Genomic DNA, 25,597 nt, shown 5'->3' with positions numbered 1-25,597 from the left:
TGGGGGCCTTACCCAGCGCGCGTCACTCGATGCGTGCGATGGGCGCCCCCTGGGTGACGACGGCCTCCTCGGCCACGAGCAGGTGGATGGTGCCCGCCACGGGCGCTGCCACGTCGGCCGACACCTTGTCGACCTGCACCTCCGCGATGAGCTGGTCGGCGGCGACGACAGCACCGTCGCTGACGAACCAGGTGGCGAGGATGCCCTCGGTGTCGGGCTTCTCCACCGACAGCGGCGGGAAGAGAACGTCGGTCACAGCGCCAGCGACCTCCGGATCGCAGCCTCGATCCGATCGGGGCGGGGGAGCACGGCGTACTCCAGCCCGTGGGCGTAGGGGATCGGGACGTCGGGCACGGCGACCCGGTGGACGGGTGCCTTGAGCATCGTCGGGTCGTGGTCGGTCACCGTCGCGACGACCTCGCCGGACAGGCCGAAGGACAGGTAGTCCTCGTCGACGACAACGAGGTGACCGGTCTTCGCCACGGAGGTGAGGATGGCCTCCCGTTCGAGCGGCACGAGGCTTCGCAGGTCGATGACCTCGACCTCGACGCCTTCGCCCGAGAGCTTCTCGGCGACATCGAGGGCGTGGTGCACCGACAGCGAGAGCGTCACGACAGTGACGTCCGTGCCGGGCCGCGCCACCGCAGCCTTGCCGATCGGAACGAGGTGCTCGCCGTCCGGCACGTCGCCGACGGACCGCGCGTTCTTCGCCATCCAGGCGAGGCCCATCACGCCCTTGTGGAACATGTAGACGACGGGGTTGTCGTCGCGGATCGCGGAGGTCATGAGGCCCTTGGCGTCGGCCGGGTTGCTCGGCACGACGACCTTCATCCCGGGCAGGTGGGCAAACGTGCCCCAGAGGCACTGCGAGTGCTGCGCACCGTCGGAGTAGCCGCCGCCGACGGCGGTGGTCAGCACCATGGGCACCCTGACGTTGCCGCCGGACTCGAAGTGGATCTTGGCCATGTGGTTGTAGATCTGGTCGAGGCACACGCCCATGAAGTCGGCGAACATCAGCTCCACGATCGGTCGCATCCCCTCGACGGCCGCCCCGATGCCGAGGCCGATGAAGGCCGTCTCCGAGATGGGCGTGTCGATGATGCGTTCCGGGCCGAAGCGGGCGAGCAGGTCCGTGGTCGAGCTGAAGATCCCGCCGTAGGCGCCGACGTCCTCGCCGAGGTAGACGACCGCCGGGTCGCGCTCCATCTCCTGGGCGATCGCCTCGACCATGGCCTTCGACGTCGTGAGCCGGCGGCTGGCCTGGGGGGCGGGTGCGGTGGGGGTGTCTGTGATGGTCATCGTCGTCTCCTCAGGCGAACACGTAGGAGGTCGCCGACGCAGGGTCGGGCAAGGGGCTGGACTTCGCATAGGCGATCGCGTCCTCGACGCGCTCGGCAGCCGCGGCGCGGATGCGCTGCACGGCGTCGTCATCGAGCACGCCTGCCTCGCGAAGCGCCTTCTCGTAGCGGGGAATCGGGTCGTGGGAGGGCACTTCTGCCAGCTCCGGGCGGTAGCCCTGGGCATCGCCCTCGAAGTGTCCCCAGAGCCGCAGGGTGTGGATCTCGATGAGTGACGGGCCGGCGCCCGACCTCGCACGTTCGACGGCACGGGCCGCCGCGGCATACACCGCCTCGACGTCGTTGTCCTCGACGCGCTCACCTGGAATGCCATACGCCGCAGCGCGATCCGCGTTGGACGGGACCGCGGTCGCAGCGTCACGCGGCACCGAGATCGCCCAGTCGTTGTCCTCGACGACGAAGACGACCGGTAGCGACCAGCGGGCCGCGAGGTTGAGCGACTCGTGGAAGGCGCCCTGGTTGGCGGCTCCCTCGCCGGTCACCGCGACGGCCACGCGGTCGGTCTGCTTGCGCTGGAAGGCGAACGCCTGCCCGAGGGCCGGTGGGTAGCCCTCGGCGATGATCCCGGAGCAGGAGAAGTGGGTGGCGGGGTCGAAGAGGTGCATGTGGCCCCCACGTCCGCGCCCGAGACCCGTCTCGCGACCGAAGATCTCGGCCGTCATCGCGCGCAGGTCCATCCCGTGCGCGATCGCGAGGTGGTGCGGACGGTGCGTCGCCGTCACCGCGTCGTCGGTCGTGAGGTGCGCGCACACCCCCGCAGCCACGGGCTCCTGCCCGGCCGAGAGGTGCATCTCGCCGGGCACGAGACCCTTGCCGATGTCGAAGCCCGGCCCCTTGTCGGCGTGGTACTCCCGAAGGATCGCCTCCTCGTACGTTCGACAGAGCACCATCGTCTCGAAGAGGGCGGTGCGGGTGGGGGCGTCGAGGGCGCTCGCGGCTGTCTCCGCAGCCGGCGAGGTCGAGGGTTCGGCGTGCATCGTCATGACGTTCTCCAGATCCCCGGGGCTGGGGCTGGACGGCGTCGCTGTGCGAGGGGGAGCGACTCTCATCCACAACCAGCGCGGGCGTCCCGGAGGGCCGACTGGCCACCTCCCACACTAGGCACCACCTCGCGCGTGGTCCTCGAAACCGCAGACCGCGCCCCCTTTGTGGCGTATGCCGCAACGATCGTCGTGTTGCAGCGCGACGGTGCCGCCGTGGGTGGAGGATGAAGGTCCCGGGTCACTGTCGCCCGGGCGCCCCGCTGCAGGAGGACTGCTCATGGCCATGCCGAGTCCCGGCTACTCGATCACCGTCCGTGTGGAGCTGCCTGCAGGTGCCACCGCCACCGCCGCACTCACCACGGCCGTCGCTTCGGCCGGAGGAGCCCTGACGGCGCTCGACGTAGCGGAGAGCCGCACCGACCGGCTCGTCGTCGACGTCACGTGCGACACGCGCGACGAGGAGCACGGCGAGGGAATCACCGAGGCGATCGCGGGCATCCCGGGTGCGGTCGTGCGCAAGGTCAGCGACCAGACCTTCCTGCTCCACCTCGGCGGCAAGATCGAGGTCAACCCCAAGGTGCCGCTCAAGCACCGCGACGACCTGTCGCGCGCCTACACGCCCGGCGTCGCGCGCATCTGCCTCGCGATCGCCCGGCACCCCGAGGATGCGCGACGCCTCACGATCAAGCGCAACACCGTCGCCGTGCTGACGGACGGGTCCGCAGTGCTGGGGCTCGGCAACATCGGCCCCTTGGCGGCCCTGCCGGTGATGGAGGGCAAGGCCGCCCTCTTCAAGCAGTTCGGCGGGGTGGATGCCTGGCCGGTGTGCCTCGACACCCAGGACACCGACGAGATCGTCGAGATCGCGCGGGCCATCGCCCCGGTCTACGGCGGCATCAACCTCGAGGACATCTCTGCCCCAAGGTGTTTCGAGATCGAGGCGCGCCTGCGCGAGATGCTCGACATCCCGGTGTTCCACGACGACCAGCACGGCACAGCCATCGTCGTGCTCGCCGCCCTGACCAACGCCCTGCGGGTCGTCGGCAAGTCGATCGCGGACGTCCGGATCGTCGTCTCCGGAGTGGGGGCGGCGGGCCACGCCATCATCCGGCTGCTCCTCACCCAGGGAGCGCGCGACATCATCGGCTGCGGCCGAGACGGCGCGGTCCACAACGGCCACGAGGGCATGGAGCCCTTCCGCCAGTGGATCGCCGACCACACCAACTCTCGCCACGAGGCGGGCTCCCTCAAGGAGGTGCTCGCCGGTGCGGACGTCTTCATCGGGGTCTCCGCACCCGACCTGCTCACCGGCGACGACATCGCGACGATGGCACCCGACGCCATCGTCTTCGCCATGGCCAACCCGGTCCCCGAGGTCGACCCCATCGCGGCGAGCGAGCACGCGAAGGTCGTCGCGACCGGCCGCTCCGACTACCCGAACCAGATCAACAACGTGCTCGTCTTCCCGGGCTTCTTCCGTGGCCTGCTCGATGCCGGCGTCTCCGACATCACCGACACGATGATGGTTGCGGCGGCCACCGCCATCGCCGACTGCGTCGAGCCGGAGGAGCTCAACCCGAGCTACATCATCCCCAGTGTCTTCGACGCGTCGGTCGCTCCGGCCGTCGCCGCTGCCGTCCACGCCGCCGCACACGCGTCGTAGGGTCGAGGTCATGCAGACACGTCAGCTCGGTCGCACCGGTCGTCAGGTCTCCGTCGTCGGGCTGGGCTGCTGGCAGCTCGGTGGGGACTGGGGCGACGTTGACGACTCGGACGCCATGGCGGTGCTGCACGCTGCGGTCGACGCAGGCGTGACCTTCCTCGACACGGCGGACGTCTACGGTGACGGGCGCTCCGAGACCCTCATCGGGCGGCTGCTCGCAGAGCGGCGCGACGCAGGGCTCACCGTCGCCACCAAGATCGGTCGCCGCGCCGACCCCCATGTGCCGGGGGCGTTCACGCTCGAGGCCTTCCGTGGCTGGACGGACCGCAGCCGGCGCAACCTCGGGGTGGACCGGCTCGACCTCGTCCAGCTGCACTGTCCTCCCACACCGGTCTACTCCGACGATCGGGTCTACGACGCGCTCGACACGCTCGTCGACGAGGGAGCCGTCGCGGCATACGGCGTCTCGGTGGAGACCTGTGACGAGGCGCTCGTCGCGATCGCCCGCCCCAACGTGGCCACGGTCCAGATCATCCTCAACGCCTTCCGACGCAAGCCGCTCGAGCGCGTGCTGCCCGCAGCCGAGGCTGCCGGGGTGGGCATCATCGCGCGGGTGCCGCTGGCGAGTGGCCTGCTGTCGGGCAGGTACGACGAGACGACGACCTTCGCGGCGAGCGACCACCGCACCTACAACCGGGGTGGAGAGGCCTTCGACGTGGGGGAGACCTTCGCCGGGGTGCCCTTCGAGGTGGGGGTGCGCGCTGCGCGCCGCGTGAGCGAGCTCGCGGCGCCGCTGCCTGCCGCCCAGGTGGCGTTGCGCTGGATCCTCGACCAGCCCGGCGTCAGCACGGTCATCCCCGGCGCGCGCAACGAGAGCCAGGTGCGGGGGAACGTCGCTGCCGCCGCGCTGGATCCGCTGTCCGGCGACGTGCTCGACGGCCTTCGGGCGATCTATGACGACGAGATCCGCCGGCACGTGCACGACCGGTGGTAACGAGCGATCACGCTCTCAGGCGGCTCGCCGTCCGCGCCCGCCGGCGCGCACCACTGCTGCCGCCGGGATGATCTCGTCGCTCTCGACCCGCGCGCCGTCCCAGATGTGGGCGTCGGCGCCGATCTTGACGCGTGAGCCGATCTTGGCGCCACGACCGACCACGGCGCCCGGCCCGACGTGGGCACCGCTGCCGATGATCGCGCCCTCGTGCACCATGGCACCGCCGTCGATCCACGCACCGGACCCGATGCGCGCGTAGGCGCCGACGATGGCTCCCCGGTCGACGTAGGCCGACGGGCCGACATGCGCCGTCCTGGCGACGCGGGCGCGCGACTCGACGAAACCGCCGCCGTCGTCGTGGCGGCTGTAACGCAGCGCGATGCCGTTGTCGGCCTCGAACTCCTCGTACTTCCTCTGCCTCACGATGCCCCCTTCAGGCCGGTGGTGGACCTGGGGGTCCACATTCCTCACACGCCGTGAACGAGCAAGGACGCACGAAGATTCCGGGGCCGGAAAGCAACCTCGAGGGGCGTGGAACTCGTGGATCAGGAGGTCGATCAAGCACGTGCCGGCGCGCCACCCCCATGCCGCTCAGGATGCCCCTCACGACGCCGCCCACCACGTCGCCCGCCACGTCGCCCGCCACGTCGCCCACGTATGCCGTCCGCCACCTCGCGACCACGGCGCGCGCACCCGCTCCGGCTCAGAAGGGTGGAGGGTCGTCGGCGAGCGGCACGACGACCGCCTGCCTCGTCGTCTGCTCCCGCACCCCGTCGAGCCAGTCCTTGGGTCGGGTCTCGTAGGTGCGTCCCGCCTTGGTGCGCCAGCGGACGAGTCCCTCCGAGTCGCGGTCGACGCGCCAATGCCCGTGGGTGTGAGCGTTGTGGTGCTGTCGGTGCTTGCTCGTGAGGTTGGCGACGTCCGTTGGGCCGTGGGGCCACGGGATGTCGTGATCGAGGTCGCAGCGCGCCGCGGGCACCGTGCACCCCGGCGCGCGGCACGTGCCGTCCACGGCCTCGACGTGGGCGCGCATCGCGGCGGTGGGTCGGTAGGAGGTCGTCTCGAGCCGCACGGCGGCCCCGGTCTCGGCATCGACGGAGAGTCGGTGCCACGTCGACCCGGAGTTGAGGATGATCTTGCGGGCGTGGTCGGCCACGACCCAGCCGTAGCCCGGAACCTCGCACGGGCCATCAGTGACTCCGACCGCCGTCGTGAAGGGGACGACGATGCAGACCTTGGCCGCGGGCCGCTGACCGAGCCGGGTGAACCAGTCCTCGACGACCCGAGGCTGATCGAATCGGCCTGCAGGGCGGTTGGCCCGCGCAGCTGTAGCGGGTCCTGCGGCCGCTCCTGCTCCTCCGGCCGTGGCTTGCGGAGCCGTGGCCTCTCCGGCTACCCGTGATTCTCCGGTCGCCGCTGCATCTCCGGCTGGCCCTACGGGGGCCACTGCCTCTCCGCTCACCCTTGCTTCTCCGGCCGCCTCGGCTTCTCCGGCTGCTCGTTCAGCTGGGACCGGCCCCGTGGTTTCGGAAGGCACCGAGTCATCGTGGGACGCGGGCATCTCGGCGGTGCTCGGCCATCCGAACATGAGGATGTCGGTGATCACGTCGGCCCGCAGGCTGTCGAGGTCGCGGGAGTCCCCACCGTTGCGGGCGGCCCTCGCGATGGCATCGACCCGCTCCATGGCGCCGATGATCTTGTCGGCGTCGTTGGTGACGTGGAGTGCACCCAACCCGTCGGGCTCGATGAGAGCGAAGGCGCCGCGGCGCCTTCGCCGCGCCTCCCGGCGACGCTCGCCGGCCTCTCGGTCGGCTGCGAGACAGGCGCGACTGAGCCGCTGACGGAAGAGGGAGGGTGACGGGGGTGCGCCGTCCTTCTCGCGCAGAACGGTGTCGATGATCTCGAGCCCGACGTCGTCGGGCAGCCGGCGCGTCTCAGCATGGATCGTGCACGCTCGGTGCAGGCTCAGCGCTCCGGACTGCAGCCGCGAGCGGAGCTCTCTTGCGATGACGGTGCGGCAGGTGGCGAGTCCGAGGCGGGAGTGGATGTCGTGCGTGCCCAAGCCGGTCGCGGTGGTTACCTCCATCGCCGTGAGCTCGGCGGCGTCCAGCCAGCCCGGAGCCTCGCGACGACCGAGGTCGACGCTGCGGAGCTGCTCGCTCGACTCGATGTCGCCCTGGAGCCGGGCGAGAGCCTCGAGACCCACGGCGTCGAGGACGGCCTTGCACCGCTCGACCGCCTCGACCACTCTGAGGTCGGCGTTGACCTGCTGCTCGAGATCGGTCGAGCGCCTGGCAGCGACGTCGTCGGAGGCCGCCTCGACGAGCTCGGCGACGAGCACAGGCAGCCGTGCGCTGATCACGTGCTGGGCGACTCCGGTGCGAACCACCCGCTCGGCGAGCGACAGGTCCTGCTGGCGCAGGGCGACGCGATCGGCATCGCGCCGCCGGTAGAGGCCGACGAGGTCCTCGAGGTCGATCACGGCGTCGCAGGCCCGGTCCGACGACAGCTCGGCACCGGACGTCGCCCTTGCGCTCCGGAATGAGTGCACCCCCATCCCCTGACACCCCCTTGGTGAGAACCACTGACTCCATTCGAACACGTGTGCTACTCCTCACCTTCGTGTGGGCAGGGTGACGGTGATGCCACCGCAGCAGAGGTAGATGGTGGCGGCGAGGGCGTTGGGGTGGTGGTAGCCGTAGCCGCGGCGTTGGATGACGCGGATCTTGGCGTTGGTGCCTTCCAGGCGTGAGTTGGACAGGCCGAGCTCGATGCCGGCGATGATGCGGTCGGTGTGGGCCTCGAGGCGTTTGGCGAGGTTGATCATCGGGGTGATGCCGGAGCGTCGGGCGCGGGTGATCCAGCGGCGCAGGTAGGCGCTGGCCTTGGCCGGCTCGATGACGCGGAACAGGTCGCGCAGCTCCTCCTTCAGCAGCCAGGCGCGGTGGACGTTGAGGCGTTCGCGTCGCATCGCGGCGAGCATCTTCTGGTCGGCAGGGGTCAGCTTCTCCTTCGCGCGGCGCAACGCGAACCGGGCCGCGGTCCAGGGCGCGTTGGAGCGGGCGGCGAGGTTGGCGTGGGTGAGGAACTCGAAGCGTTCGGCGCGGAAGACCAGGTCCAGGGCCTCGCTGGCCCACTTGATGATGTGGAACGGGTCGAGGCAGATCTTCGCGTTCGGGGCTGCTTTCGCGGTGGCGCCGCGGAACGCCTTGGACCCGTCCATGGTGACCGCCTCCAGCTGCGAAGCGCGTTCTGGGCCAAGCAGATCGAAGAAACTGGCCAAGGATTCCTCGGACTTGCCCGTCGCCACCCAGACGACGTCGCCGGTGTCGTGGTCGGCGACCACGGTCAAGAACTTGCGGCCCTTGCGGTAGGAGATCTCATCGACCCCGATGCGGTACAGATGATCCAGTCGTGCCGTGTCCAGATGTTCGTCCACGACCCGGGTGATGGCCCGGTCCACCGACTTCCACGAGGTCCGCAGCAGCCGCGCCACGCTCGTCTTGTCCATCCGCTGGGCCAGCCAGGCGATCATGTCCTCGAAGTCCCGCGTGAACCTGGCCCCGTCCCGCGCCCACGGCACGGCCTCGGTGCGCACCCGCCGACACCGGGGGCACGCGACCCGCGCGATGCTCGCCTCGAGCAGGACCCGGCAGGTGCCGAAGTCCAGATGTCGCCACCGGCGGGTGCTGGCGTCATAGCGGCCACGGACACGGCGCCCGCACGGGCAGCGGTGCGTCCGCGCCCGGCGTCTGACCGTCAGGACCAGCCCCTCGTCGGTGAAGGCGACCGAGTCGACCAACGTTCCCTCGATCGCCAGGATCCGGTTGAATGCTGTGTTGACGCGCACGCGGATGGACCTCCCAGGTTCGGGCTTCGACACCACGAACCTAGGGGCCACACCGCGTGCGCGTCCCGCGTCCCCTGCCCCCTCGTCAAACCCGTTAAACCCGAATGCTCCCCGCCCTCAACGACGCCCAGCCTCGCCCACACGAAGGTGAGGAGTAGCACACGTGTTCGAATCGGCGTCAAGGACTGCGGGTGTCGAATGTGTCTACGTGTCAAAGCATTTCGTCTCAGGTTGTCCACAGGTCCGCCAGCCTGGGGACAACGCAGGAGCCGGATCGACGGCGACCGGGACGATGCCATGCATGACCTTCGAGGACCTGCCCCTGGACGTGAAGAAGATCCCGCTGACCGACCGCCGCGTCGCGGCCGACGTCATCGATCTCATCATCGGTGACGAGGCCCGGGCGGACGGGTGCGTCGGCCTCATGGTGTGCGATGAGCAGCATCGCGGCATCGTGCCCATCGTCCTGTCGGATGTGCCGCCCGACGCCGACGTCGGTGCACTGACCGCAGTGCTCGACATGATCCTGCCGCTCGTCGTCGCCCGAGGTGGCTCCCTCCTTGTGGGCCGCGGCCGACCCGGCGGCGGTGTGCCGACCGACACCGACCGGGCATGGCACCAGCAGACCATCGACTCGTGCCGGGCTCACGGTGTCCGGCTGCTCGGCTTCCACGTCGCGACGCGCGACGGGGTCACGGCCTTGCCGGAGCCGCTCACGGCAGCTCCGTGACGGCCGGCAGCGTGCCTTGCCGCGTCACCCTGCCCTCGTGTCCCGCGCACACGCAGCGCACAGGATGCACCCGGCATACCGCGGTTGGCTTGGTTGGGTACGTGCAGCACACGCGTTCGCCACTCGCCCCCAGGAGGATCCATGCGCATCGCCGTCACCGGCGGCACCGGCAAGCTCGGTCGCCACGTCGTCCGCCGTCTGACCGACAGCGGCCACACCGTCGTCAACCTCGACCGTGAGGGGGAGCGGGCCGACGGCTTCGTGCGGGTCGACCTCACGGACTACGGCCAGGTGATCGACGCCCTGAGCGGTGCGCGTGACGGCGACCAGCCTCCGGCCGTCGACGCGCTCGTGCACCTCGCGGCCATCCCTGCCCCGGGCTTGTCTGCCGACATCGAGACGTTCCGCAACAACATCGTCACGACGTTCGGCGTCTTCTACGCCGCGATCCGTCTCGGCATCCGCAACGTCGTCTACGCGTCGTCGGAGACCGTGCTCGGGTTGCCCTTCGACACGCCCCCGCCCTACGTTCCCGTCGACGAGGAGTATGCCGCGCGGCCCGAGTCCGTCTACTCCCTCGTCAAGCACCTCGAGGAGCAGCTCGCGATCGAGCTGTGCCGCTGGCACCCCGACCTCAAGATCATCGGTTTGCGCTTCTCCAACGTCATGGACGTCGAGGACTACCGAGCCTTCCCGTTCGACGCGGACGCCCGGGAGCGCAAGTGGAACCTCTGGGCCTACATCGACGGACGCGACGGCGCCCAAGCCGTCGAGAAGGCGCTGGAGCTCGACACTCCAGGCTTCGACCGCTTCATCATCGCCTCACCTGACTCGGTGATGACCCGGTCGAACGCCGAGCTGCTCGACGAGGTGTTCCCGGAGGTCGAGCGCAGAGGCGAGATCGGCGAGCACTCGACCCTGCTCTCCATCGACAAGGCACGGCGAGTGCTCGGCTACGAGCCCGAGTTCTCCTGGCGCGACACGCCTACGGTCAACGCCTGACGACGGTCGACGCCGGACGACGGGCGAGCACGACGGGTCGCGCCAGCGCACCTCAGCCGTCGGCGAGCTGGCGCCCTCGCTCCAGCTCGTCGGCGCGCTTCTGCTCCTCCTTCTCGATCTTCGTCGTGTCGCGAGGCGGCAGCTGGATCGACTCCTCGGCGGGCAGTCCGGCCTGAAGCTCGCGCGCCCGCTCCAGCTCCGCGTCGAGCTCGGCGCCGAAGAGCATGGCGAGGTTCGTGATCCACAGCCAGAGGAGGAAGACGACGACGCCCGCGAGAGTGCCGTAGGTCTTGTTGTAGTTGGAGAAGTTGGCGACGTAGACGCCGAAGATCGCGGAGGCGATGACCCAGGTGATGATGGCGACGAGCGCTCCGACACTGATCCAGCGGAACTTCGGCTGCTTGACGTTCGGTGCGGCGTAGTAGAGCAGCGCGACGATGAGCGCCACCGCGACCACCATCACCGGCCACTTGACGATGCCCCACACGGTCACCGCCATGCTGCCGAGACCGATGGCGTCGCCGATCGCCTGGGCAACGGGTCCGCTCACGACCAGGGCCAGAGCCACGGCCGCGGCGAGGACGACGGCCACCAGCGTGAGGAGCAGCATGAGGGGTCGCAGCTTCCAGAACGGCCGCCCCTCGGGAATCTCGTAGACGCGGTTCATCGCCCGCCCGAACGATGACACGTAGCCGGAGGCCGACCACAGTGCCGTCAGGAGTCCGAGGACGAAGGCGAGGCCCGCGCCGGACGAGCTGCTCAGCGACTCGAGAATGGGCTGCACCGTCTGCGCGACGCTGCCTGCCCCGACCTGCTCGAGCACCGAGGTGATCGTGGACACCGTCTGGGAGGACTGCCCGACGAGGCCGACGACCGAGAGCAGCGCGATCGCGGCCGGGAAGATCGCGAGCACGGAGTAGTAGACGAGGGCCGCGGCGAGGTCGGTGCACTGGTCCTTGGAGAACTCGCGCACGGTCCGCCGCGCCACGTAGCGCCACGAGTCCCGCCGGAGGTCGCGCAACGAGTCCGGCTTGGCACCCGCCTCAGGGTCGGCGGTCGGGTCCCGGTCGACCCGGCGCGAGCGACGGTCGTGCTCGTCTCGCGTGTCTTGGGCGTCCTGAGGTGGCTGAGGCTGGGGCGTAGTGCGCGTCTGCTCGTCCATGGGCCCGGAGTACCCGTTGTGACCCCGGGGGAACCACCCGATCCGTCACGGGGCAGGGCCGATGACGGCCCCGAGGGTGACGAAGGAGTAGCCGCGGGCTCGCAGCTCGCCGATCATGCGCGGGAGGGCGTCGGCGTCGAGCGTGGAGTGGTCGGTCGGATGCGCGCCCACGTGCATGAGCACGATCTGGCCCGGCACGAGCCGCGAGACCACCCGATCGACGACCGTCGACACGGACTGGCCGCCGGAGGTGCCCTTCCAGCCCAGGGTGTCGACCGTCCAGCGGAACGGCACGTAGCACTCGGCGTTGACGACGTCGATGGTGCGGGCGTCGACCGCGCCGAGCGGGAAGCGGAACCACGGCCGTGGATCCTGACCGGTGACGGCCTTGATGCGGGTGGCGGCCGAGCGCACCTCCGTGCGGATCGCTGCCGAGGAGAGCGTCGTCAGGTCGGGGTGGTGGTAGCTGTGGTTGCCCACGGGGTGGCGCGCCGCGATCGCCTGGGCGCTCGCGGGGAAGTCGTCGACGAACTCGCCGGTGAGGAAGAAGGAGGCCGGCACGCCCTGGGTCGACAGCGTGCGCAGGATCGAGGCGACGCCTTGGTCATCGCCACCGCCGTCGAAGGTCAGGGCCACGACCTTGCGTGTCGTGCCGAGCCTCTCGAGGTCGCGTCCCAGCAGCCGGGACGGGATGGAGCATGTCGACGGCGCAGTCGTCGGCGCCCTGGTGGTGACGCGGGGGCTGGCGCTCGGGCTGGAGCTGGGGCTCGGTCTGGGACTCGTGGACGTGGGCGCCGGCGTCACGGGTCTCCGGCCCGACGACGTGACGGCAGGCCGCGTGCTCGTGCCGGCCGTGCTCACCGCGGTCGTGGGCCGGGCGGTGCCCGTGGGGTTGGGCGTCGGCGTCGAGACGGTGGCGGTCGGTGACGTCAGTGAGGGCGTGGTCTGCGGTTCCGATCCCTGGCAGGCAGCGAGGGCCAGCACGATGGCGACGGCCACCGCGCCGGCACCTGCTCGTGTCCTCATGCATCCTCGGCGACCCACGACCCCTCCCACCTCCATGGAACACCCGTGACGGCGGCGCGGCGGCCGATTGTGCACGACGAGACAGCCGGTCAGAACGTTGTCAGCGCCGCGGCATACGGTGGGCAGCATGGAATTCCGATACCTCGGCAACAGCGGACTCAAGATCTCCGAGATCACCTACGGCAACTGGCTCACCCACGGCTCACAGGTCGAGAACGACGTCGCCACCCAGTGCGTGCAGGCAGCGCTCGACGCCGGCATCAGCACCTTCGACACGGCCGACGTCTACGCCAACACCAAGGCCGAGACCGTCCTCGGCGACGCCCTCAAGGGCGAGCGGCGCGAGAGCCTCGAGATCTTCACGAAGGTCTACTGGCCCACCGGCCCGGGCGGCAAGAACGACACCGGTCTGTCGCGCAAGCACATCATGGAGTCGATCAACGGCTCGCTGAAGCGCCTCCAGACCGACTACGTCGACCTCTACCAGGCCCACCGCTACGACACCGAGACGCCCCTCGAGGAGACGATGCAGGCCTTCGCCGACATCGTCCGCCAGGGCAAGGCGCTCTACATCGGCGTCAGCGAGTGGACCGCCGAGCAGATCCGCGAGGGCGTCAAGCTCTCCAAGGAGCTCGGCTTCCAGCTCATCTCGAGCCAGCCGCAGTACTCCATGCTCTGGCGCGTCATCGAGGGTGAGGTCGTGCCGACGTGCGAGGAGCTCGGCGTCAGCCAGATCGTGTGGAGCCCCATCGCGCAGGGTGTGCTGACCGGCAAGTACCAGCCGGGCCAGCAGGCGCCGGAGGGATCGCGGGCCGCCGACGAGAAGGGCGGCGCCGACATGATCAAGCGCTTCATGAACGACGACGTGCTGACGCGGGTGCAGAACCTCAAGCCGATCGCGGACGAGGCCGGTCTCACGATGGCGCAGCTCGCCGTCGCGTGGGTCCTCCAGAACCCCAACGTCGCCGCAGCGCTCGTCGGCGCCTCGCGTCCCGAGCAGGTCTCCGAGAACGTCAAGGCGGCCGGCGTGAAGCTCGAGCCCGAGCTCATGACGCGCATCGACGACGTGCTCGGTGACATCGTCGAGAAGGACCCCGGCAAGACGAAGGAGACTGCGCCGCAGCAGCGGGTCGCCTGATCCTCCGCCTGACCCTTCGCACGACACCGACGATGGGGGCCGTATGCCGTGCGGCCCCCGTCGTCTCTTGCGCTCCCCGTGCGACCCGGAGGAGCGTGCCTCCCATGGACGTCGACCTGCAGCAGCTCCTCACCAGCGCGGCCGAGGTGGGGGCGAGGCATCGCGCCACGGTGGGCAACCGGCCGGTCCAGCCGGTCACCGACAGGGACACGCTGACCTCGGCCCTCGGCGGCGACGGTGACCTGCAGGCAGGGCCGACCCCGCCCGCCGAGGTGGTCCGTCAGCTCGTGGAGGCAGCAGAGCCCGGGCTCGTGGGCACGGTCGGGCCACGCTTCTTCGGCTTCGTCATCGGCGGGTCCTCACCCGCGGCGACGGCGGCAGACATCCTCGCCACCGGGTGGGACCAGTGCGCCTACAACGAGGTGCTCTCGCCCGCCGCGGCGGCAGCCGAGCGCGCGGCCGGCAGCTGGGCCAAGCAGCTGCTGGGCCTTCCGGCGCAGGCATCCGTCGGCTTCGTCACGGGAGCCCAGGCGGCCAACACCGTCGGGCTCGCCGTCGGCCGTCACCGCGTGCTCGCCGATGTCGGCTGGGACGTCGAGCGCGAGGGCCTCTTCGGTGCGCCGCGTGTCGCGATCGTCGCGAGCGAGGAGCGGCACGCCACGATCGACCGCGCGGCACGGCTGCTCGGCTTCGGCACCTCGGTCATTCACCCCGTCCCGGCGACGAGCCAGGGGGCCATCGACGTCGAGGCTCTCGGCCGCGCCCTCGACGTTCTCGCGGGCGAGCCGGTGATCGTCTGCCTCCAGGCGGGAAACGTCAACACGGGCGCCTGCGACAACCTCAGCGCGGCGATCCCGCTGGCCCGTCGCGTCGGCGGCTGGGTGCACGTCGACGGGGCCTTCGGCCTCTGGGCCGCTGCCAGCCCGCGCACCGCTCACCTGCTCGACGGGGTAGAGGCCGCCGACTCGTGGGGCACCGACGCCCACAAGTGGCTCAACGTGCCCTATGACAGCGGTCTGGCCTTCTGCGCCGATGCCGCGCTCCACGCAGCCACGATGTCGTATGCCGCGTCCTACCTCACGGGGTCGGGCGCCGGCTCGGACTTCGTGCTCGGCGACCTCACCCCCGAGTCCTCCCGCCGGGCACGGGGGTTCGCGGTCTGGGCCGCCCTGCGCGAGCTCGGGCGAGACGGCGTTGCCGACCTCGTCGACCGGTCGTGCGCCCTGACGCGCCGGATGGCGGCGCGGCTCGAGGCCGGGGGCGCGACCATCCACAACGATGTCGTGCTCAACCAGCTGCTCGTGAGCGTCGGCGACACCGCCCACACCGACGCCGTCATCGCCGAGGTGCAGCGCGATGGCACGTGCTGGGTCGGGGGCACGACGTGGCACGGCCAGCGCCTCATCCGCGTCTCGGTGTCCAACGCGACGACGACCGAGGACGACATCGACCTGTCTGCGGACGCCATCCTCCGGGCCGCCGCCGTGGTGGGCGCCCGCGCCCCGTCCGCGACGTGACCGGAAGCACGAGGGGTGGGTAGCGAGCAGGAGGAAGCCAACGGCATACGGCAGGAGCAGTGTCATGCCCACGAAGCGCAGAGGTGACGACGACATGCCCTCGACGATCCAGCGGTCGTCGACCAAGGCTCAGGACACGTGGCGCGCGACGCACGACGCCGCGGTGGAGCAGTACGGCGAGGGCGAGCGGGCGCACCGCACCGCTTTCGCGTCGCTCAAGCACAGCTTCGAGAAGGTGGGCGACCACTGGGAGGAGAAGGCGCACAAGGGGCCGAGCGACGCGCAGGCCGCCCGGCGCGGCGCGGCCGCGCGAGCCCACCGCGACGACGGTGACTCCCAGGGCGGGGTCGATGCCTTTGCGAGCAAGGCCCACCTCTACGACATCGCCAAGCGGCTCGACGTCAAGGGACGCTCGTCGATGAGCAAGGACGAGCTCGTCGAGGCCATCCAGAAGGCGAACGACCGAGCGACGGCGGCAGCTCGCGACTCCTGAGGCTCACCGTGTCTGGCTCGTCACCACTTGCCCCACGCGGGTGCCGGACGCGCCATGATGGAGGTGGCCGGGAGCACGGTCCCGGCTCTCGCGAGGAGGCGTGCTCACCATGAACGGCCAGGAAGCGGACCGCACCACGGTCACCACCGATCACCCCACCGATGCTGCTGACACGACGTCCACCGACGAGTTCGGCGGCCACCACGTCCGCACGGCGGGCGTCGTCATCGGCTATGACGGCTCACCGGAGTCGCGGCTCGCTCTCAGCTGGGCCGCAGCCACGGCGCGACGGCGCGGGAGCCGCCTGACCCTCTTGCACAGCGTCAACCTCAGCTTCATCCCGGGCTTCCCGGCATTCGACACCTCGCAGGTGGAGCCCGAGCTCCAGGACGCGGCCAAGCGGCTCGTCGACGACGGCGCCATGCGTGCCGGCGACACGCTCGACGCGTCGCGGATCCAGACGCAGTACTGGCTCGGCAGCCCGGCTGCCCAGATCGTCGAGGCCTCCAATGACGCCGACCTCGTCGTGATGGGCAGCCGCGGACGCGGTCGCATCACGGGTGGGCTGCTCGGGTCGACGTCGTATGCCGTCGCCGCCCACGCGCACTGCCCCGTCGTCGTCGTCCGGCCGAACCACGAGCTCTCGCCGCCGGCGGACACCGAGAAGAGCGAGGTCGCCTCGATCAACGACGGCCTACCGGAGGTCGTCCGGCCGGATGCCTCGCATCCGGTGGTCGTCGGGTTCGACGACTCGGAGCCAGCCATGCGCGCCGTGCAGGCCGCCGCCGACATCGCGATGGAGGAGGGCGCCGAGCTGCGCATCGCCCACGTCGTGCAGGTGCCGTCGATCGACAGCTGGGCCTACGAGGAGACGGCCCACGCGGGCACGGTGCACGCGCACAGTCTTCGCGAGCACGCCGACGACGCGCTGGCAGCGGCGGTCCGCCTCGCCAAGGCGAAGCACCCCGATCTCGAGGTGTCGACGGAGGTGCTCTATGGGAACCCCGGGCGGGCCATCGCCGACCTCGGCTCGACCGCTGGTCTGGTCGTCGTCGGCTCGCGGGGCCGGGGAGGCTTCAAGGGCCTGCTGCTCGGCTCGGTCAGTCACAACGTCATCCACAATGCCGAGTGCCCGGTGATGATCGTCCGCTGAGGCGGTCTCGACCGGCTGCTCCCGATCGACCCGCGAGTCCGTCAGCTCCCGACGGGCTCGCGGCTCACGGCCTGCGGGTGCCTCGCTCGTGGGTGTCGTGCTCGGGGGTGTCGTGCTCGCCCATGACGGGATGGCCGGCGACCCAGACCCCGGCGACGTCGGCCGGACCGGCCAGGGCGAACACCCGGGCGACGGCCTCCGTTGCCGATCCTGCGTGCCGCAGCGCAAGGGCGAGGGGCGACGTCGCTGACGGCCGGAGCCAGAGCGCGTCGAATGCCTTGCCGACCGACAGGTCACCCACCTCACCATCGAGGCCGAGGGCGAGCGCGCCGGAGCGGGTCACGAGGTGCAGCAGGTCTGCCGGTGCGAGCGGCTGGCCCGCGTCACCGAGGAGCTGCTGCGTGAAGTACGCCTGCAGGCCCTCCTTGAAGAGCGAGAAGCCCGTGCCGGCCCCGACATCCGACCCGAGCGAGACGCGCACCCCGTGCCGCACGTGGTCGCCCAGCGGGAAGGGCCCACTGCCGAGGGCGGCATTGCTCGTGGGGCAGTGGGCGACCGTCGCACCCTGCCCCGCGAGGACGCGCAGCTCGCGGTCGGTCGGGTGCACGTCATGAGCCAGCACCGATGACGGTCCGATCACGCCGTGCCGGTCGTAGGTGTCGACGTAGTCGATGGCGTCTGGGAAAAGCGTTGCGACAGAGGCGATCTCGGCTTGGCTCTCATTGACGTGGGACGTGAACCGCGAGCCGGGCACATCCTTGAGCACCGCTTGGCACGACTCGAGCAGCTCGTCGCTCGCGCCGTACGAGAAGCGCGGTGTCACGGCATACCTCGTGCGGCCGGCGCGGCCCGGGCTCACGGGGCGGTGCCACCGTCGCGCGAGCGCGATCGACTCGTCGTAGGCGCGCTCGGGCGTCGTGAGCAGCGGCTCCGGGAGGCCGCGGTCGCTGACGACGAGCCCGGCCGTGACGCGAAGGCCGACGCGCTCCACCTCCTCGAAGAGCACGTCGACGGCGCTCGCGAAGTGCGCGCCGAAGACGAGTGCGGTCGTGGTGCCGGACGCCGCGAGCCCACTGACGAACTCGGTCGCGACGGCCCGGGCGTGGTCGGTCGACGCGAGGCGCGCCTCCTCGGGCAGGGCGACGGCGTCGAGCCACTCGAGCAGGGGCAGGCCGAGGCCGCCGATGACGCGCACCTGCGGGTAGTGGACGTGGGTGTCGACGAGACCCGGAAGCACGAGGCCCTCGCGCAGGTCGAGCACGTCGTCCGCATGCCGGCCGCTGAGCTCGGCCCACGAGCCACGTTCGACGATGGTGCCCTCGACGACGCGCAGCGCGGCGTCGGTCGCGACGCGCAGCTCGGCCCCCACGGCGCTCTCGCCCGTCGGGGTGTCGAGGAAGGTGCCCCTCACGATGGTCACGACGGGAGCACCGATCCGCCGGCGTGCGCGCCGCGTTGGCTCCGCAGCAGGAGGTCGGCGGCAACCGAGAGGGCCACGGTGGCGGGATCCTTGCCCGTCATGCCGGCCAACCCGATCGGGCTCTGGATGCGGCGCACCGCGTCGTCGTCGTGGCCCTCGCGGCGCAGGAGCGCCTCGAAGCGGGCCCACTTCGCCGTGGAGCCGATGAGGCCGATCGAGCCGAGGTGCCCACAACGGAGTGCGGCGTCGCAGAGGGCGGCGTCCTCGGCATGGTCGTGCGTCATGACGAGCACATGGGTGCCGGCCGGCACCTGGCCGAGCACGACCTCGGGCACGGGGGAGTGGTGGAGGTGGACCTGAGCCACGGCATCGTCGAGAACCGCGAGACGAGCGGGCTCGAGTGCTGCGGCGCGCGAGTCCACGAGGTGGAGGTCGAGGTCGTGCCGCGCGAGGATGCGGGCGAGCTCCAGCCCGACGTGCCCGACGCCGAAGACCGCCACCGCGGGCACGACGGGCAGCGGCTCCAGCAGGAGTGAGACCTCGCCACCGCAACACTGCTGGCCGTGCTCGCTCGGCGCCTTGTCGCTGAGCGACACGGTGAGGGTGACCGGCGCGGCGGTGGCGGCCTCGAGCATCGCGCGTGCCCGGGCCAGCGCCGTCGCCTCGAGGTTGCCCCCGCCGATCGTGCCCCACGCCTCGGCGGCGGATACGACCATCTTGGCGCCGGAGTCACGCGGGGCGTGACCTCGCACGTCGGCGACGGTCACGAGGACTCCGGGGTGGCGCTGGTCGCGCAGGGCCTGGACCGCCCGGAGCCAGCTCATCGGGGGCTCCCCGAGTCGGCGAGCCGCTCGGTCTCGGGGGCGATCGGCGGCGCGTCGGGCTCTGGTTGGTCCGGCGCGTGTGGGTCCTGACCGCCCACCTCTGCGCTGACGACAGTCACCCCTGCCCGCTCGGCGCGGCGGCCTGGGGAGTCATCGTCGCGCTGGGAGCGAGCCGACTCGATCGCCCACCAGACCGACTCGGGGGTCGCCGGTGTGGCGAGGTGGACGGCCGCACGCTCGGGCCCGAAGGCGGCGGCGGCCTGCCGCAGCGCCTCGCGCACCGAGAAGGCGAGCATGAGCGGTGGCTCGCCGACGGCCTTGGAGCCATACACGACGCCGTCCTCGTGGGCGTGCTCGAGCAAGGCGACGGTGAAGACCTCGGGCATCTCGGAGAGCGACGGCAGCTTGTACGTGCTTGCCGACTGCGTGGCGAGCCGGCCCCGGTTCGGGCCGTCACCCTCCTCCCAACGGAGGTCCTCGAGAGTGAGCCAGCCTGCGCCCTGGACGAATCCGCCTTCGATCTGGCCGATGTCGACCAGCGGCGAGAGGCTGTCGCCGACGTCGTGGACGATGTCGACGCGCCGGGTCCGGTAGGCGCCGGTGAAGCCGTCGACCTCGACCTCGCACGCGGCGACCCCGTAGGAGAAGTACTTGAAGGGCGAGCCCTGCATCGCGGTCGAGTCCCACTGCAGACCCTCGGTGCGGTAGAAGCCCGAGGCCCAGAGCTGGACGCGCTGCGCGTAGGCGAGCGCGACGACCTCCTCCCACGTGAGGGAGCCGCCGCCGCCCGAGACGACGCCCCCGGCGAAGGTGACCTCTGACGGGTCGACCGAGAGCTCGGCGGCAGCCACCTCGGCGAGCCGAGCGGTGATCTGCTCGCACGCGTGCTTGACGGCCCCGCCGTTGAGGTCGGCGCCAGAGCTCGCTGCCGTCGCAGAGGCGTTCGGCACCTTGTCGGTGCGGGTGGGCGCCAGCCGGACCCGCTCGAGGGGGAGCCCCAGGCTCGTGGCAGCCACCTGGAGCATCTTCGTGTGCAGGCCCTGGCCCATCTCGGTGCCCCCGTGGTTGATGAGGACGGAGCCGTCCGTGTAGACGTGGACGAGGGCGCCCGCCTGGTTGAACGTCGTGAAGTTGAACGAGATCCCGAACTTCACCGGAGTGATGGCAAGACCTCGCTTGGCATGGGGGTGCTCGGCGTTGAACGCCGCGACCTCCTCGCGGCGCTGCACGAGGTCGGCGCGAGCCGTGAGGTCGTCCCACGCGTGGACGAGGCGCTCGGGGTGGCGGACCGGCTGGCCGTAGGGGGTGGCCTGGCCGTCGACGTAGAAGTTGCGCCGTCGCAGCTCGGCCGGGTCGATGCCGAGCAGTGGGGCGCAGCGGCCGAGGATGTCCTCGATGACGAGCATCCCCTGCGGGCCGCCGAATCCGCGGAAGGCAGTCTGCGAGGTCTTGTTGGTTCGCGCGATCCGGCCGTTGACCCGCACGTCGGGGATCCAGTAGGCGTTGTCGACGTGGCACAGCGCCCGCGCGAGCACCGGCTCGGAGAGGTCCAAGCTCCAGCCGCCGTCGGACGTGAGGGTCGCGTCGAGCGCCGTGAGGTGGCCGTCGGCGTCGAAGCCCACTCGCCACTGCGCGTGGAAGCCGTGCCGCTTGCCCGTCATCGTCATGTCCTGCGTGCGGTTGAGCCGGAGCCGGACCGGCCGCCCCGTGAGGGTCGCCCCCAGTGCTGCCACGGCGGCGAGGCCGTGCGGCTGCATCTCCTTGCCGCCGAAGCCGCCTCCCATGCGCAGGGACTGGACCGTCACGGCGTTGCTCGGCAGGGCGAGCACCTGGGCGACCATGGCCTGGGTCTCGCTCGGGTGCTGGGTGCTCGACTGGACGAACACCTGCCCGGCCTCGTCGACGAGCGCGATGGAGACGTGCGTCTCGAGATAGAAGTGCTCTTGCCCGGCGATGTCGAGCTCGCCGGCGAAAACGACTGCCGCGTGGGCGAGCCCGCTCTCCACGTCGCCGCGCAGGAGGGTTGGCTGGCAGCCTTGGAACGCCTCGGCAGCGATCGCCTCGCGGAGCGTGATGATGGCGGGCAGCGGTGCGTAGTCCACCTCGACCGCAGCGGCCCCGAGCCGAGCCGCCTCGAGCGTCTCGCCGAGCACCCAGCAGATCGCATGGCCGACATGGCGGGCCTCGGCCGGGAAGAGTGGCTCGTCGCCCTTGACGCCGGCGTCGTTGAGCCCCGGCACATCAGCCGCCGAGAGCACCCGCACCACGCCGTCGATGCCGTATGCCGCCTCGACGCGGAGCGCTGTCACCGTCGCCCGGGCGTGCGGTGACTGGACCGGCCACGCGTGCAGCACGCCGGCAGTCCGGCCGACGAGGTCGTCGGTGTAGAGAGCGGAGCCGGTGACGTGCAGTGCTGCTGACTCGTGCGGGATCGCCTGACCGACAACGGCGTTCGCCGGGCGCTGCGAGAGACTGCTCATGCGCGAGCCCCCTCGGTGCGCCCCGGGTGCCCCTGCTCGGCATGCAGCCGCAGCAGGGAGGTGCCGAGCATGGCCCGGCGGTAGGCGGCCGAGGCGCGGAGGTCGTCGATCGGCGTGCCCTCGCCACGCAGCACCTCGGCGGCCGCCTCCACGGTCGACTCCGACCACGCGTGACCTTCGAGGGACCGCTCGGTCGCGAGAGCGCGGAGCGGAGTGGCGGCCACCCCACCGAGGCCGATGCGGGCCCGGGCGACCGTGCCGTCGCGAACGTCGAGGGCGAAGGCGATGGCGACGCCGCTGATGTCGTCGAATCGTCGCTTCGCGATCTTGTGAAAGGCGCTGATCGGGCTGAGCGGCAAGGGAATCCGCACGGCACGGATGAGCTCGTCCGCGCGGCGCACCGTCTGGCGATAGCCCGTGAAGAACTCGCTGATCGGGAGCGTTCGCTCCCCGCTCGAGGAGGTGAGGATCACCTCGGCCTCCAGGGCAAGCAGAACCGGTGCGGCGTCGCCGATCGGTGACGCCGTCGCGAGGTTGCCGCCGAGGGTCGCGCCGTTGCGGATGAGGCGCGAGGCGAACTGGGGCAGCAGCTCGGCCAGCAGGGGGACTCGCCCGCCGAGTCGCCGCTCGATCTCCGACAGGGTGAGGCCCGCACCGATGGTGATCGCGTCACCGTCCTCGTCGAGGTCGCGCAGCTCCGGCACGCGGTCGATGCCGATGACGAAGGCTGAGCGGGCCGCCCGCAGGTTGACCTCGACGCCCCAGTCGGTCGACCCCGCGACGAGCACCGCCTCGGGGTGCTCGGCCAGGAGCGTGCAGGCGTCGGTCAGGTCGGCGGCCCGGGCGTACGTGCCGGCCGCACCCACGAGCCGGGTCGGCACCGCACCGGGGGCCGGAGCCTCACGACGGCGGCCGAGCGGGTCGTCACCGGAAGGCATACCGAGGGCGTCTGCGGCGTCCTGGATCGGCCGGTAGCCCGTGCACCGGCAGAGGTTGCCGGACAGGGCATGGGCATCGCAGCCGGCGTCGGCGCGGTCGGCCCGGTAGAACTCTGCCGCGAGGCTGCACACGAAACCGGGGGTGCAGAAGCCGCACTGCGATCCGCCCCGAACTGCCAGCTCGCGCTGCACGGGATGCAGGTCATCGGGGGAGCCGAGGCCCTCGACGGTCACGACCTCCTGCCCGTCGAGGGAGGCCGCGGGCATGAGGCAGGAGTTGACGGCGGTCCACTCCGTGGTGCTGTCGCCGGAGCGACCGGGGCGTGCGACGAGCACGGCGCACGCTCCACACTCGCCCTCGGCGCAACCCTCCTTGGCGCCTGTGAGGCCGCGGGAGCGCAGCCAGTCGAGGGCGTTCGTCGTCGGGGACACCCCCTCGAGGCCGAGCGGGATCCCGTTGACGGTGGCGGACGGCATACGCGACGACATGTCGGGAGACGTACCCGATCGGGGCTCTGGACCGCGAGCGGCGCGCCCCGCGTGTGCGGGGGTCAGGGGAGCGTCGAGACGAACCGGCCCAGGGCGTCGTCCCAGCGTCGCTTGTCGCCCGCGCCGTCGTCGGCGATGCCCTCACCCTCGTGGTAGAGGTCGAGGCGGGTGCTGTCGCCGTCGCCCTTGAGCTGGAGGTCGACGATGCTGAGGGGGCCGTCCTCGTGCGGGTGCCAGGACACGCGGATCTGCTCCAGCGGGTGGAAGCTGCGCACGACGCCGTGAGGGCCGTCTGCGCTGTGCCACGACTCGCCCTTGCTGCCGAGCGTCACGCCGGGGCCGAGGAGGGCCTCGGTGCCTCGCGCGCTGATGAGGTGCTGCCACACCTCGTCGACGGGCTTGGCGACGGTCGTGGTGGCGTGCACGCCTGCGGGCGACCCCTCGAGCTCGGCGTCCTCTGCCTGCTCGGGGACCGACTGCGTTGAACTGCTCATGGGCACCTCCGGTTCGCTCGGACCGGCCCCGGATGGGCCGGACCCACCACCCACAGTCGATCAAAGGATGGCCCCGAGCACAATGCCTCGTGAGGGTGATCTCCGTCAGACCCGGAGTGTCGGTGGGCGGGGCTACGGTGCGGTCATGATCGATCATTTCGGCATCAACTGCTCGGACCTCGAGGCCAGCGCCAGGTTCTACGACGCGGTGCTCGGGGTGCTGGGCTACTCACGGCAGATGGACGTGGGCGTCGCCATCGGCTACGGCAGTGAGGGCCACCCGGAGTTCTGGATCTCGTCGTGGAGCGGCGAGGAGCCGAACCGCGAGATGCACTGCGCGTTCTCGGCCGAGAGCGTCGATGCGGTCCGAGCGTTCCACGAGGCGGCCGTGGGGGCGGGCGCCGAGTCCCTGCACGAGCCGCGCCTGTGGCCGGAGTACCACCCCGGCTATTTCGGCGCCTTCGTGCGCGACCCCGACGGCAACAACGTCGAGGCTGTCTGCCACCGAGGCGTGCCTCAGGGCTGACCGCGCCCGGGTGGGATCGGCCATGCCGGCCGCGCGGCTGCCGGTCCGTGCTGCTCGAACCAGTGCAGTGCCTCGAGCACGCCGACGTCGTCGAACCGGCGACCGGAGACCTGGAGCCCGACGGTGCGACCGTCCGCCGTGAAGCCCGCGTTGACCGTGCCGGCCGGCTGGCCCGAGAGGTTGAACGGCGCGGTGAAGCCGATATGGGGCATCGCCTCGTCGCCGTCTCCCCATGGCATGGGCCATTCCGCGGGAAAGGCCGCCATCGGTGCCACGGGGGAGAGGACGAGGTCGAAGGGCTCGGTCGCCGCGACCGTGGCCTGCTGGATGGCCATGGTCGCGGCGTAGTCGCGCATCAGCTGCCGGCCGTCGACGTCTCGGGCGGTCTCGGCCCACCGCCGGACGAAGGGCAGCACGCGATCCTGGGCCTCTGCGCTGAGGGCTTCGAGCTCGACGAGTGAGCGGACCCGCCAGAACTCGTCGAGCCGGGTGAGCCACTCGGGCGTCATGAACGGCTCGACGGGCACAACTTCGGCGCCGGCGGCGGCGAACACGGATGCTGCGGTCTCGACGACGGCCCGCACCTCCGGGTCGACCGCTGTGCCGCACCCGGCGTCGAGGAGCAGGCCGATGCGGGCGGTCTGCAGGCGGGGGCTGCCCAGGACGAAGGGTTCGGGCAGGGGCAGGCCCGGTGGTAGGGCGGTCCAGTCGCGGGGGTCCGGCCGGCTGATGACGGACAGGAGCAGGGCGGCGTCGGCGGCCGTGCGGGTCATGGGTCCGGCCACCCTGCCGAGGTAGGGCGTGTCGAGCGGCACGCGCCCGGCGCTGGGCTTGAGGGTGGTGAGCCCCAGCCAGGTGCCGGGGAGGCGGACCGAGCCACCGATGTCGGTGCCGACGTGGAGTGGGCCGTAGCCCGAGGCGGCCGCCGCGCCTGCGCCGGAAGAGGATCCACCGGTGGTCAGCCGCTCGTCCCAGGGGGAGCGGGTGCAGCCGTGCAGGCTGGAGACGCCGGAGCTGAGCATCCCTCAGTCGGGCATGACCGTCGAGCCGATGATGATGCCGCCGGCGTCCTCGATCGCCTCGACCACGGGTGAGCTGCGGGTGGGCACCGACGGTGTCGTGCCGGCGTTGCCCGCGGGCATGGGGACACCTGCCCGGGCGAGATTTTCCTTGACGGTGACGGGGATGCCGTCGAGCGCTCCGCTGGGCCCGCCCGCGGCCCAGCGACGCTCGCTCGCCCTGGCTGCTTCGAGCAGCTCCTCGCGGCGCGTCTCGAGGTCGTTGACCCACAGGGCGTTGAGGCCCGGCTCGCGCTCGCCGACGACGTCGGCCACGTCGAGGAGCACCTCGACGGGAG

Annotated in this window: 23 protein-coding genes and 1 pseudogene; 10 read left to right on the top strand and 14 right to left on the bottom strand. The window is 71.1% G+C overall.

Going from position 1 to position 25,597, the window contains the following annotated elements:
• Window positions 1-22: 22 nt before the first annotated feature.
• The 3 genes from FBY41_RS19155 to FBY41_RS19145 are packed head-to-tail and all read right to left on the bottom strand — an operon-like array spanning window position 23 to window position 2,341.
• Window positions 23-256, bottom strand: coding sequence for a lipoyl domain-containing protein (locus tag FBY41_RS19155; RefSeq protein ID WP_141845990.1), 234 nt, complete (start codon window positions 254-256; stop codon window positions 23-25).
• Window positions 253-1,299, bottom strand: coding sequence for an alpha-ketoacid dehydrogenase subunit beta (locus FBY41_RS19150; RefSeq protein WP_141845988.1), 1,047 nt, complete (start codon window positions 1,297-1,299; stop codon window positions 253-255). The genes FBY41_RS19155 and FBY41_RS19150 overlap by 4 nt, the downstream gene beginning before the upstream one ends.
• Before the next feature lie 10 nt (window positions 1,300-1,309).
• A complete protein-coding gene (locus FBY41_RS19145; protein WP_260439900.1) occupies window positions 1,310-2,341 on the bottom strand; it encodes a thiamine pyrophosphate-dependent dehydrogenase E1 component subunit alpha in 1,032 nt (343 codons plus the stop codon).
• A 277-nt stretch (window positions 2,342-2,618) separates the two neighbouring features.
• Here FBY41_RS19145 and FBY41_RS19140 point away from each other — a divergent pair, with 277 nt between their 5' ends.
• Together FBY41_RS19140 and FBY41_RS19135 are read left to right on the top strand one after the other, a co-directional pair.
• A complete protein-coding gene (locus FBY41_RS19140) occupies window positions 2,619-4,004 on the top strand; it encodes an NAD-dependent malic enzyme (RefSeq protein WP_141845986.1) in 1,386 nt (461 codons plus the stop codon).
• Between the two features lie 10 nt (window positions 4,005-4,014).
• Window positions 4,015-4,998: an aldo/keto reductase gene (locus tag FBY41_RS19135; RefSeq protein ID WP_141845984.1), complete on the top strand. Its 984-nt coding sequence runs from the start codon at window positions 4,015-4,017 to the stop codon at window positions 4,996-4,998.
• 15 nt (window positions 4,999-5,013) lie between these two features.
• Here the strand turns inward: FBY41_RS19135 and FBY41_RS19130 are convergent, their stop codons facing one another.
• The 3 genes from FBY41_RS19130 to FBY41_RS19120 all read right to left on the bottom strand — a co-directional run bounded on the left by FBY41_RS19130 (window position 5,014) and on the right by FBY41_RS19120 (window position 8,848).
• Complete coding sequence (locus FBY41_RS19130) at window positions 5,014-5,421, bottom strand: transferase (RefSeq protein ID WP_185749156.1); 408 nt, start codon at window positions 5,419-5,421, stop codon at window positions 5,014-5,016.
• 280 nt (window positions 5,422-5,701) lie between these two features.
• Window positions 5,702-7,549, bottom strand: coding sequence for an HNH endonuclease signature motif containing protein (locus FBY41_RS19125; protein WP_185749155.1), 1,848 nt, complete (start codon window positions 7,547-7,549; stop codon window positions 5,702-5,704).
• Window positions 7,550-7,612: 63 nt separating this feature from the next.
• Window positions 7,613-8,848, bottom strand: coding sequence for an ISL3 family transposase (locus FBY41_RS19120; RefSeq protein WP_141845978.1), 1,236 nt, complete (start codon window positions 8,846-8,848; stop codon window positions 7,613-7,615).
• A gap of 301 nt (window positions 8,849-9,149) precedes the next feature.
• Here FBY41_RS19120 and FBY41_RS19115 point away from each other — a divergent pair, with 301 nt between their 5' ends.
• Both FBY41_RS19115 and FBY41_RS19110 read left to right on the top strand, forming a co-directional pair.
• Window positions 9,150-9,578 (top strand): hypothetical protein, encoded by a 429-nt coding sequence (locus FBY41_RS19115; RefSeq protein ID WP_141845976.1) that lies wholly within the window; start codon window positions 9,150-9,152, stop codon window positions 9,576-9,578.
• 141 nt (window positions 9,579-9,719) lie between these two features.
• Window positions 9,720-10,580 carry an NAD-dependent epimerase/dehydratase family protein gene (locus FBY41_RS19110; RefSeq protein ID WP_141845974.1) on the top strand — a complete coding sequence of 287 codons (861 nt, stop codon included), beginning with the start codon at window positions 9,720-9,722 and terminating at the stop codon, window positions 10,578-10,580.
• Window positions 10,581-10,632: 52 nt separating this feature from the next.
• On the opposite strand, the gene FBY41_RS19105 is transcribed toward FBY41_RS19110, so the two are convergent.
• Window positions 10,633-11,742: a YihY/virulence factor BrkB family protein gene (locus FBY41_RS19105; protein ID WP_141845972.1), complete on the bottom strand. Its 1,110-nt coding sequence runs from the start codon at window positions 11,740-11,742 to the stop codon at window positions 10,633-10,635.
• Between the two features lie 45 nt (window positions 11,743-11,787).
• Window positions 11,788-12,546 (bottom strand): polysaccharide deacetylase family protein, encoded by a 759-nt coding sequence (locus tag FBY41_RS19100; protein WP_260439926.1) that lies wholly within the window; start codon window positions 12,544-12,546, stop codon window positions 11,788-11,790.
• Between FBY41_RS19100 and FBY41_RS24060 the strand changes: the two genes are divergently transcribed.
• The 5 genes from FBY41_RS24060 (at window position 12,434) to FBY41_RS19080 (ending at window position 17,069) form a co-directional block, all read left to right on the top strand.
• Complete coding sequence (locus FBY41_RS24060; protein ID WP_260439931.1) at window positions 12,434-12,817, top strand: hypothetical protein; 384 nt, start codon at window positions 12,434-12,436, stop codon at window positions 12,815-12,817. The genes FBY41_RS19100 and FBY41_RS24060 overlap by 113 nt on opposite strands.
• 78 nt (window positions 12,818-12,895) lie before the next feature.
• On the top strand, window positions 12,896-13,906 hold the full coding sequence (locus FBY41_RS19095) for an aldo/keto reductase family protein (RefSeq protein WP_141845970.1): 1,011 nt from the start codon (window positions 12,896-12,898) through the stop codon (window positions 13,904-13,906).
• Between the two features lie 104 nt (window positions 13,907-14,010).
• Window positions 14,011-15,423, top strand: a complete 1,413-nt coding sequence (locus tag FBY41_RS19090; RefSeq protein WP_141845968.1) for a pyridoxal phosphate-dependent decarboxylase family protein — start codon at window positions 14,011-14,013, stop codon at window positions 15,421-15,423.
• Window positions 15,424-15,487: 64 nt separating this feature from the next.
• Window positions 15,488-15,916 (top strand): ChaB family protein, encoded by a 429-nt coding sequence (locus FBY41_RS19085; RefSeq protein ID WP_141845966.1) that lies wholly within the window; start codon window positions 15,488-15,490, stop codon window positions 15,914-15,916.
• A gap of 109 nt (window positions 15,917-16,025) precedes the next feature.
• A complete protein-coding gene (locus FBY41_RS19080) occupies window positions 16,026-17,069 on the top strand; it encodes a universal stress protein (RefSeq protein ID WP_141845964.1) in 1,044 nt (347 codons plus the stop codon).
• 64 nt (window positions 17,070-17,133) lie between these two features.
• Here FBY41_RS19080 and FBY41_RS19075 read toward each other — a convergent pair whose 3' ends face one another.
• The 5 genes from FBY41_RS19075 to FBY41_RS19055 all read right to left on the bottom strand — a co-directional run bounded on the left by FBY41_RS19075 (window position 17,134) and on the right by FBY41_RS19055 (window position 23,714).
• A complete protein-coding gene (locus FBY41_RS19075; protein ID WP_141845962.1) occupies window positions 17,134-18,489 on the bottom strand; it encodes a guanine deaminase in 1,356 nt (451 codons plus the stop codon).
• Window positions 18,486-19,313 (bottom strand): xanthine dehydrogenase accessory protein XdhC, encoded by an 828-nt coding sequence (xdhC, locus tag FBY41_RS19070; RefSeq protein WP_141845960.1) that lies wholly within the window; start codon window positions 19,311-19,313, stop codon window positions 18,486-18,488. Before xdhC ends, FBY41_RS19075 begins: the two co-directional genes overlap by 4 nt.
• Window positions 19,310-21,793, bottom strand: a complete 2,484-nt coding sequence (gene xdhB / locus FBY41_RS19065) for a xanthine dehydrogenase molybdopterin binding subunit (protein ID WP_141845958.1) — start codon at window positions 21,791-21,793, stop codon at window positions 19,310-19,312. The genes xdhC and xdhB overlap by 4 nt, the downstream gene beginning before the upstream one ends.
• A complete protein-coding gene (locus FBY41_RS19060; protein ID WP_260439899.1) occupies window positions 21,790-23,220 on the bottom strand; it encodes a xanthine dehydrogenase small subunit in 1,431 nt (476 codons plus the stop codon). Before FBY41_RS19060 ends, xdhB begins: the two co-directional genes overlap by 4 nt.
• Window positions 23,221-23,282: 62 nt before the next feature.
• Window positions 23,283-23,714 (bottom strand): SRPBCC family protein, encoded by a 432-nt coding sequence (locus FBY41_RS19055; protein WP_260439898.1) that lies wholly within the window; start codon window positions 23,712-23,714, stop codon window positions 23,283-23,285.
• A gap of 145 nt (window positions 23,715-23,859) precedes the next feature.
• Here FBY41_RS19055 and FBY41_RS19050 point away from each other — a divergent pair, with 145 nt between their 5' ends.
• Window positions 23,860-24,240, top strand: a complete 381-nt coding sequence (locus tag FBY41_RS19050) for a VOC family protein (protein WP_141845956.1) — start codon at window positions 23,860-23,862, stop codon at window positions 24,238-24,240.
• Here FBY41_RS19050 and FBY41_RS19045 read toward each other — a convergent pair.
• Window positions 24,231-25,574 (bottom strand): annotated as a pseudogene (locus FBY41_RS19045) (amidase). The gene FBY41_RS19050 and the pseudogene FBY41_RS19045 sit on opposite strands and share 10 nt — an antisense overlap.
• Window positions 25,575-25,597 lie beyond the last annotated feature (23 nt).

The sequence above is a fragment of the Humibacillus xanthopallidus genome, assembly GCF_006716675.1.
Lineage (GTDB): Bacteria > Actinomycetota > Actinomycetes > Actinomycetales > Dermatophilaceae > Humibacillus > Humibacillus xanthopallidus_B.
Note: the sequence above shows the minus strand (reverse complement) of the source record. Positions and strands in the feature narration are given on the sequence as shown.

Bases quoted from the DNA above. Each gene is read 5' to 3' on its own strand.
- FBY41_RS24060 (WP_260439931.1), top strand. From the start codon at position 12,434: ATGGAGCATGTCGACGGCGCAGTCGTCGGCGCCCTGGTGGTGACGCGG.
- xdhC (WP_141845960.1), bottom strand. From the start codon at position 19,313: ATGAGCTGGCTCCGGGCGGTCCAGGCCCTGCGCGACCAGCGCCACCCC.
- FBY41_RS19140 (WP_141845986.1), top strand. From the start codon at position 2,619: ATGGCCATGCCGAGTCCCGGCTACTCGATCACCGTCCGTGTGGAGCTG.
- FBY41_RS19110 (WP_141845974.1), top strand. From the start codon at position 9,720: ATGCGCATCGCCGTCACCGGCGGCACCGGCAAGCTCGGTCGCCACGTC.
- FBY41_RS19090 (WP_141845968.1), top strand. From the start codon at position 14,011: ATGGACGTCGACCTGCAGCAGCTCCTCACCAGCGCGGCCGAGGTGGGG.
- FBY41_RS19080 (WP_141845964.1), top strand. From the start codon at position 16,026: ATGAACGGCCAGGAAGCGGACCGCACCACGGTCACCACCGATCACCCC.
- FBY41_RS19105 (WP_141845972.1), bottom strand. From the start codon at position 11,742: ATGGACGAGCAGACGCGCACTACGCCCCAGCCTCAGCCACCTCAGGAC.
- FBY41_RS19145 (WP_260439900.1), bottom strand. From the start codon at position 2,341: ATGACGATGCACGCCGAACCCTCGACCTCGCCGGCTGCGGAGACAGCC.
- FBY41_RS19085 (WP_141845966.1), top strand. From the start codon at position 15,488: ATGCCCACGAAGCGCAGAGGTGACGACGACATGCCCTCGACGATCCAG.
- FBY41_RS19115 (WP_141845976.1), top strand. From the start codon at position 9,150: ATGACCTTCGAGGACCTGCCCCTGGACGTGAAGAAGATCCCGCTGACC.
- FBY41_RS19055 (WP_260439898.1), bottom strand. From the start codon at position 23,714: ATGAGCAGTTCAACGCAGTCGGTCCCCGAGCAGGCAGAGGACGCCGAG.
- xdhB (WP_141845958.1), bottom strand. From the start codon at position 21,793: ATGAGCAGTCTCTCGCAGCGCCCGGCGAACGCCGTTGTCGGTCAGGCG.
- FBY41_RS19095 (WP_141845970.1), top strand. From the start codon at position 12,896: ATGGAATTCCGATACCTCGGCAACAGCGGACTCAAGATCTCCGAGATC.
- FBY41_RS19150 (WP_141845988.1), bottom strand. From the start codon at position 1,299: ATGACCATCACAGACACCCCCACCGCACCCGCCCCCCAGGCCAGCCGC.
- FBY41_RS19050 (WP_141845956.1), top strand. From the start codon at position 23,860: ATGATCGATCATTTCGGCATCAACTGCTCGGACCTCGAGGCCAGCGCC.
- FBY41_RS19060 (WP_260439899.1), bottom strand. From the start codon at position 23,220: ATGTCGTCGCGTATGCCGTCCGCCACCGTCAACGGGATCCCGCTCGGC.
- FBY41_RS19135 (WP_141845984.1), top strand. From the start codon at position 4,015: ATGCAGACACGTCAGCTCGGTCGCACCGGTCGTCAGGTCTCCGTCGTC.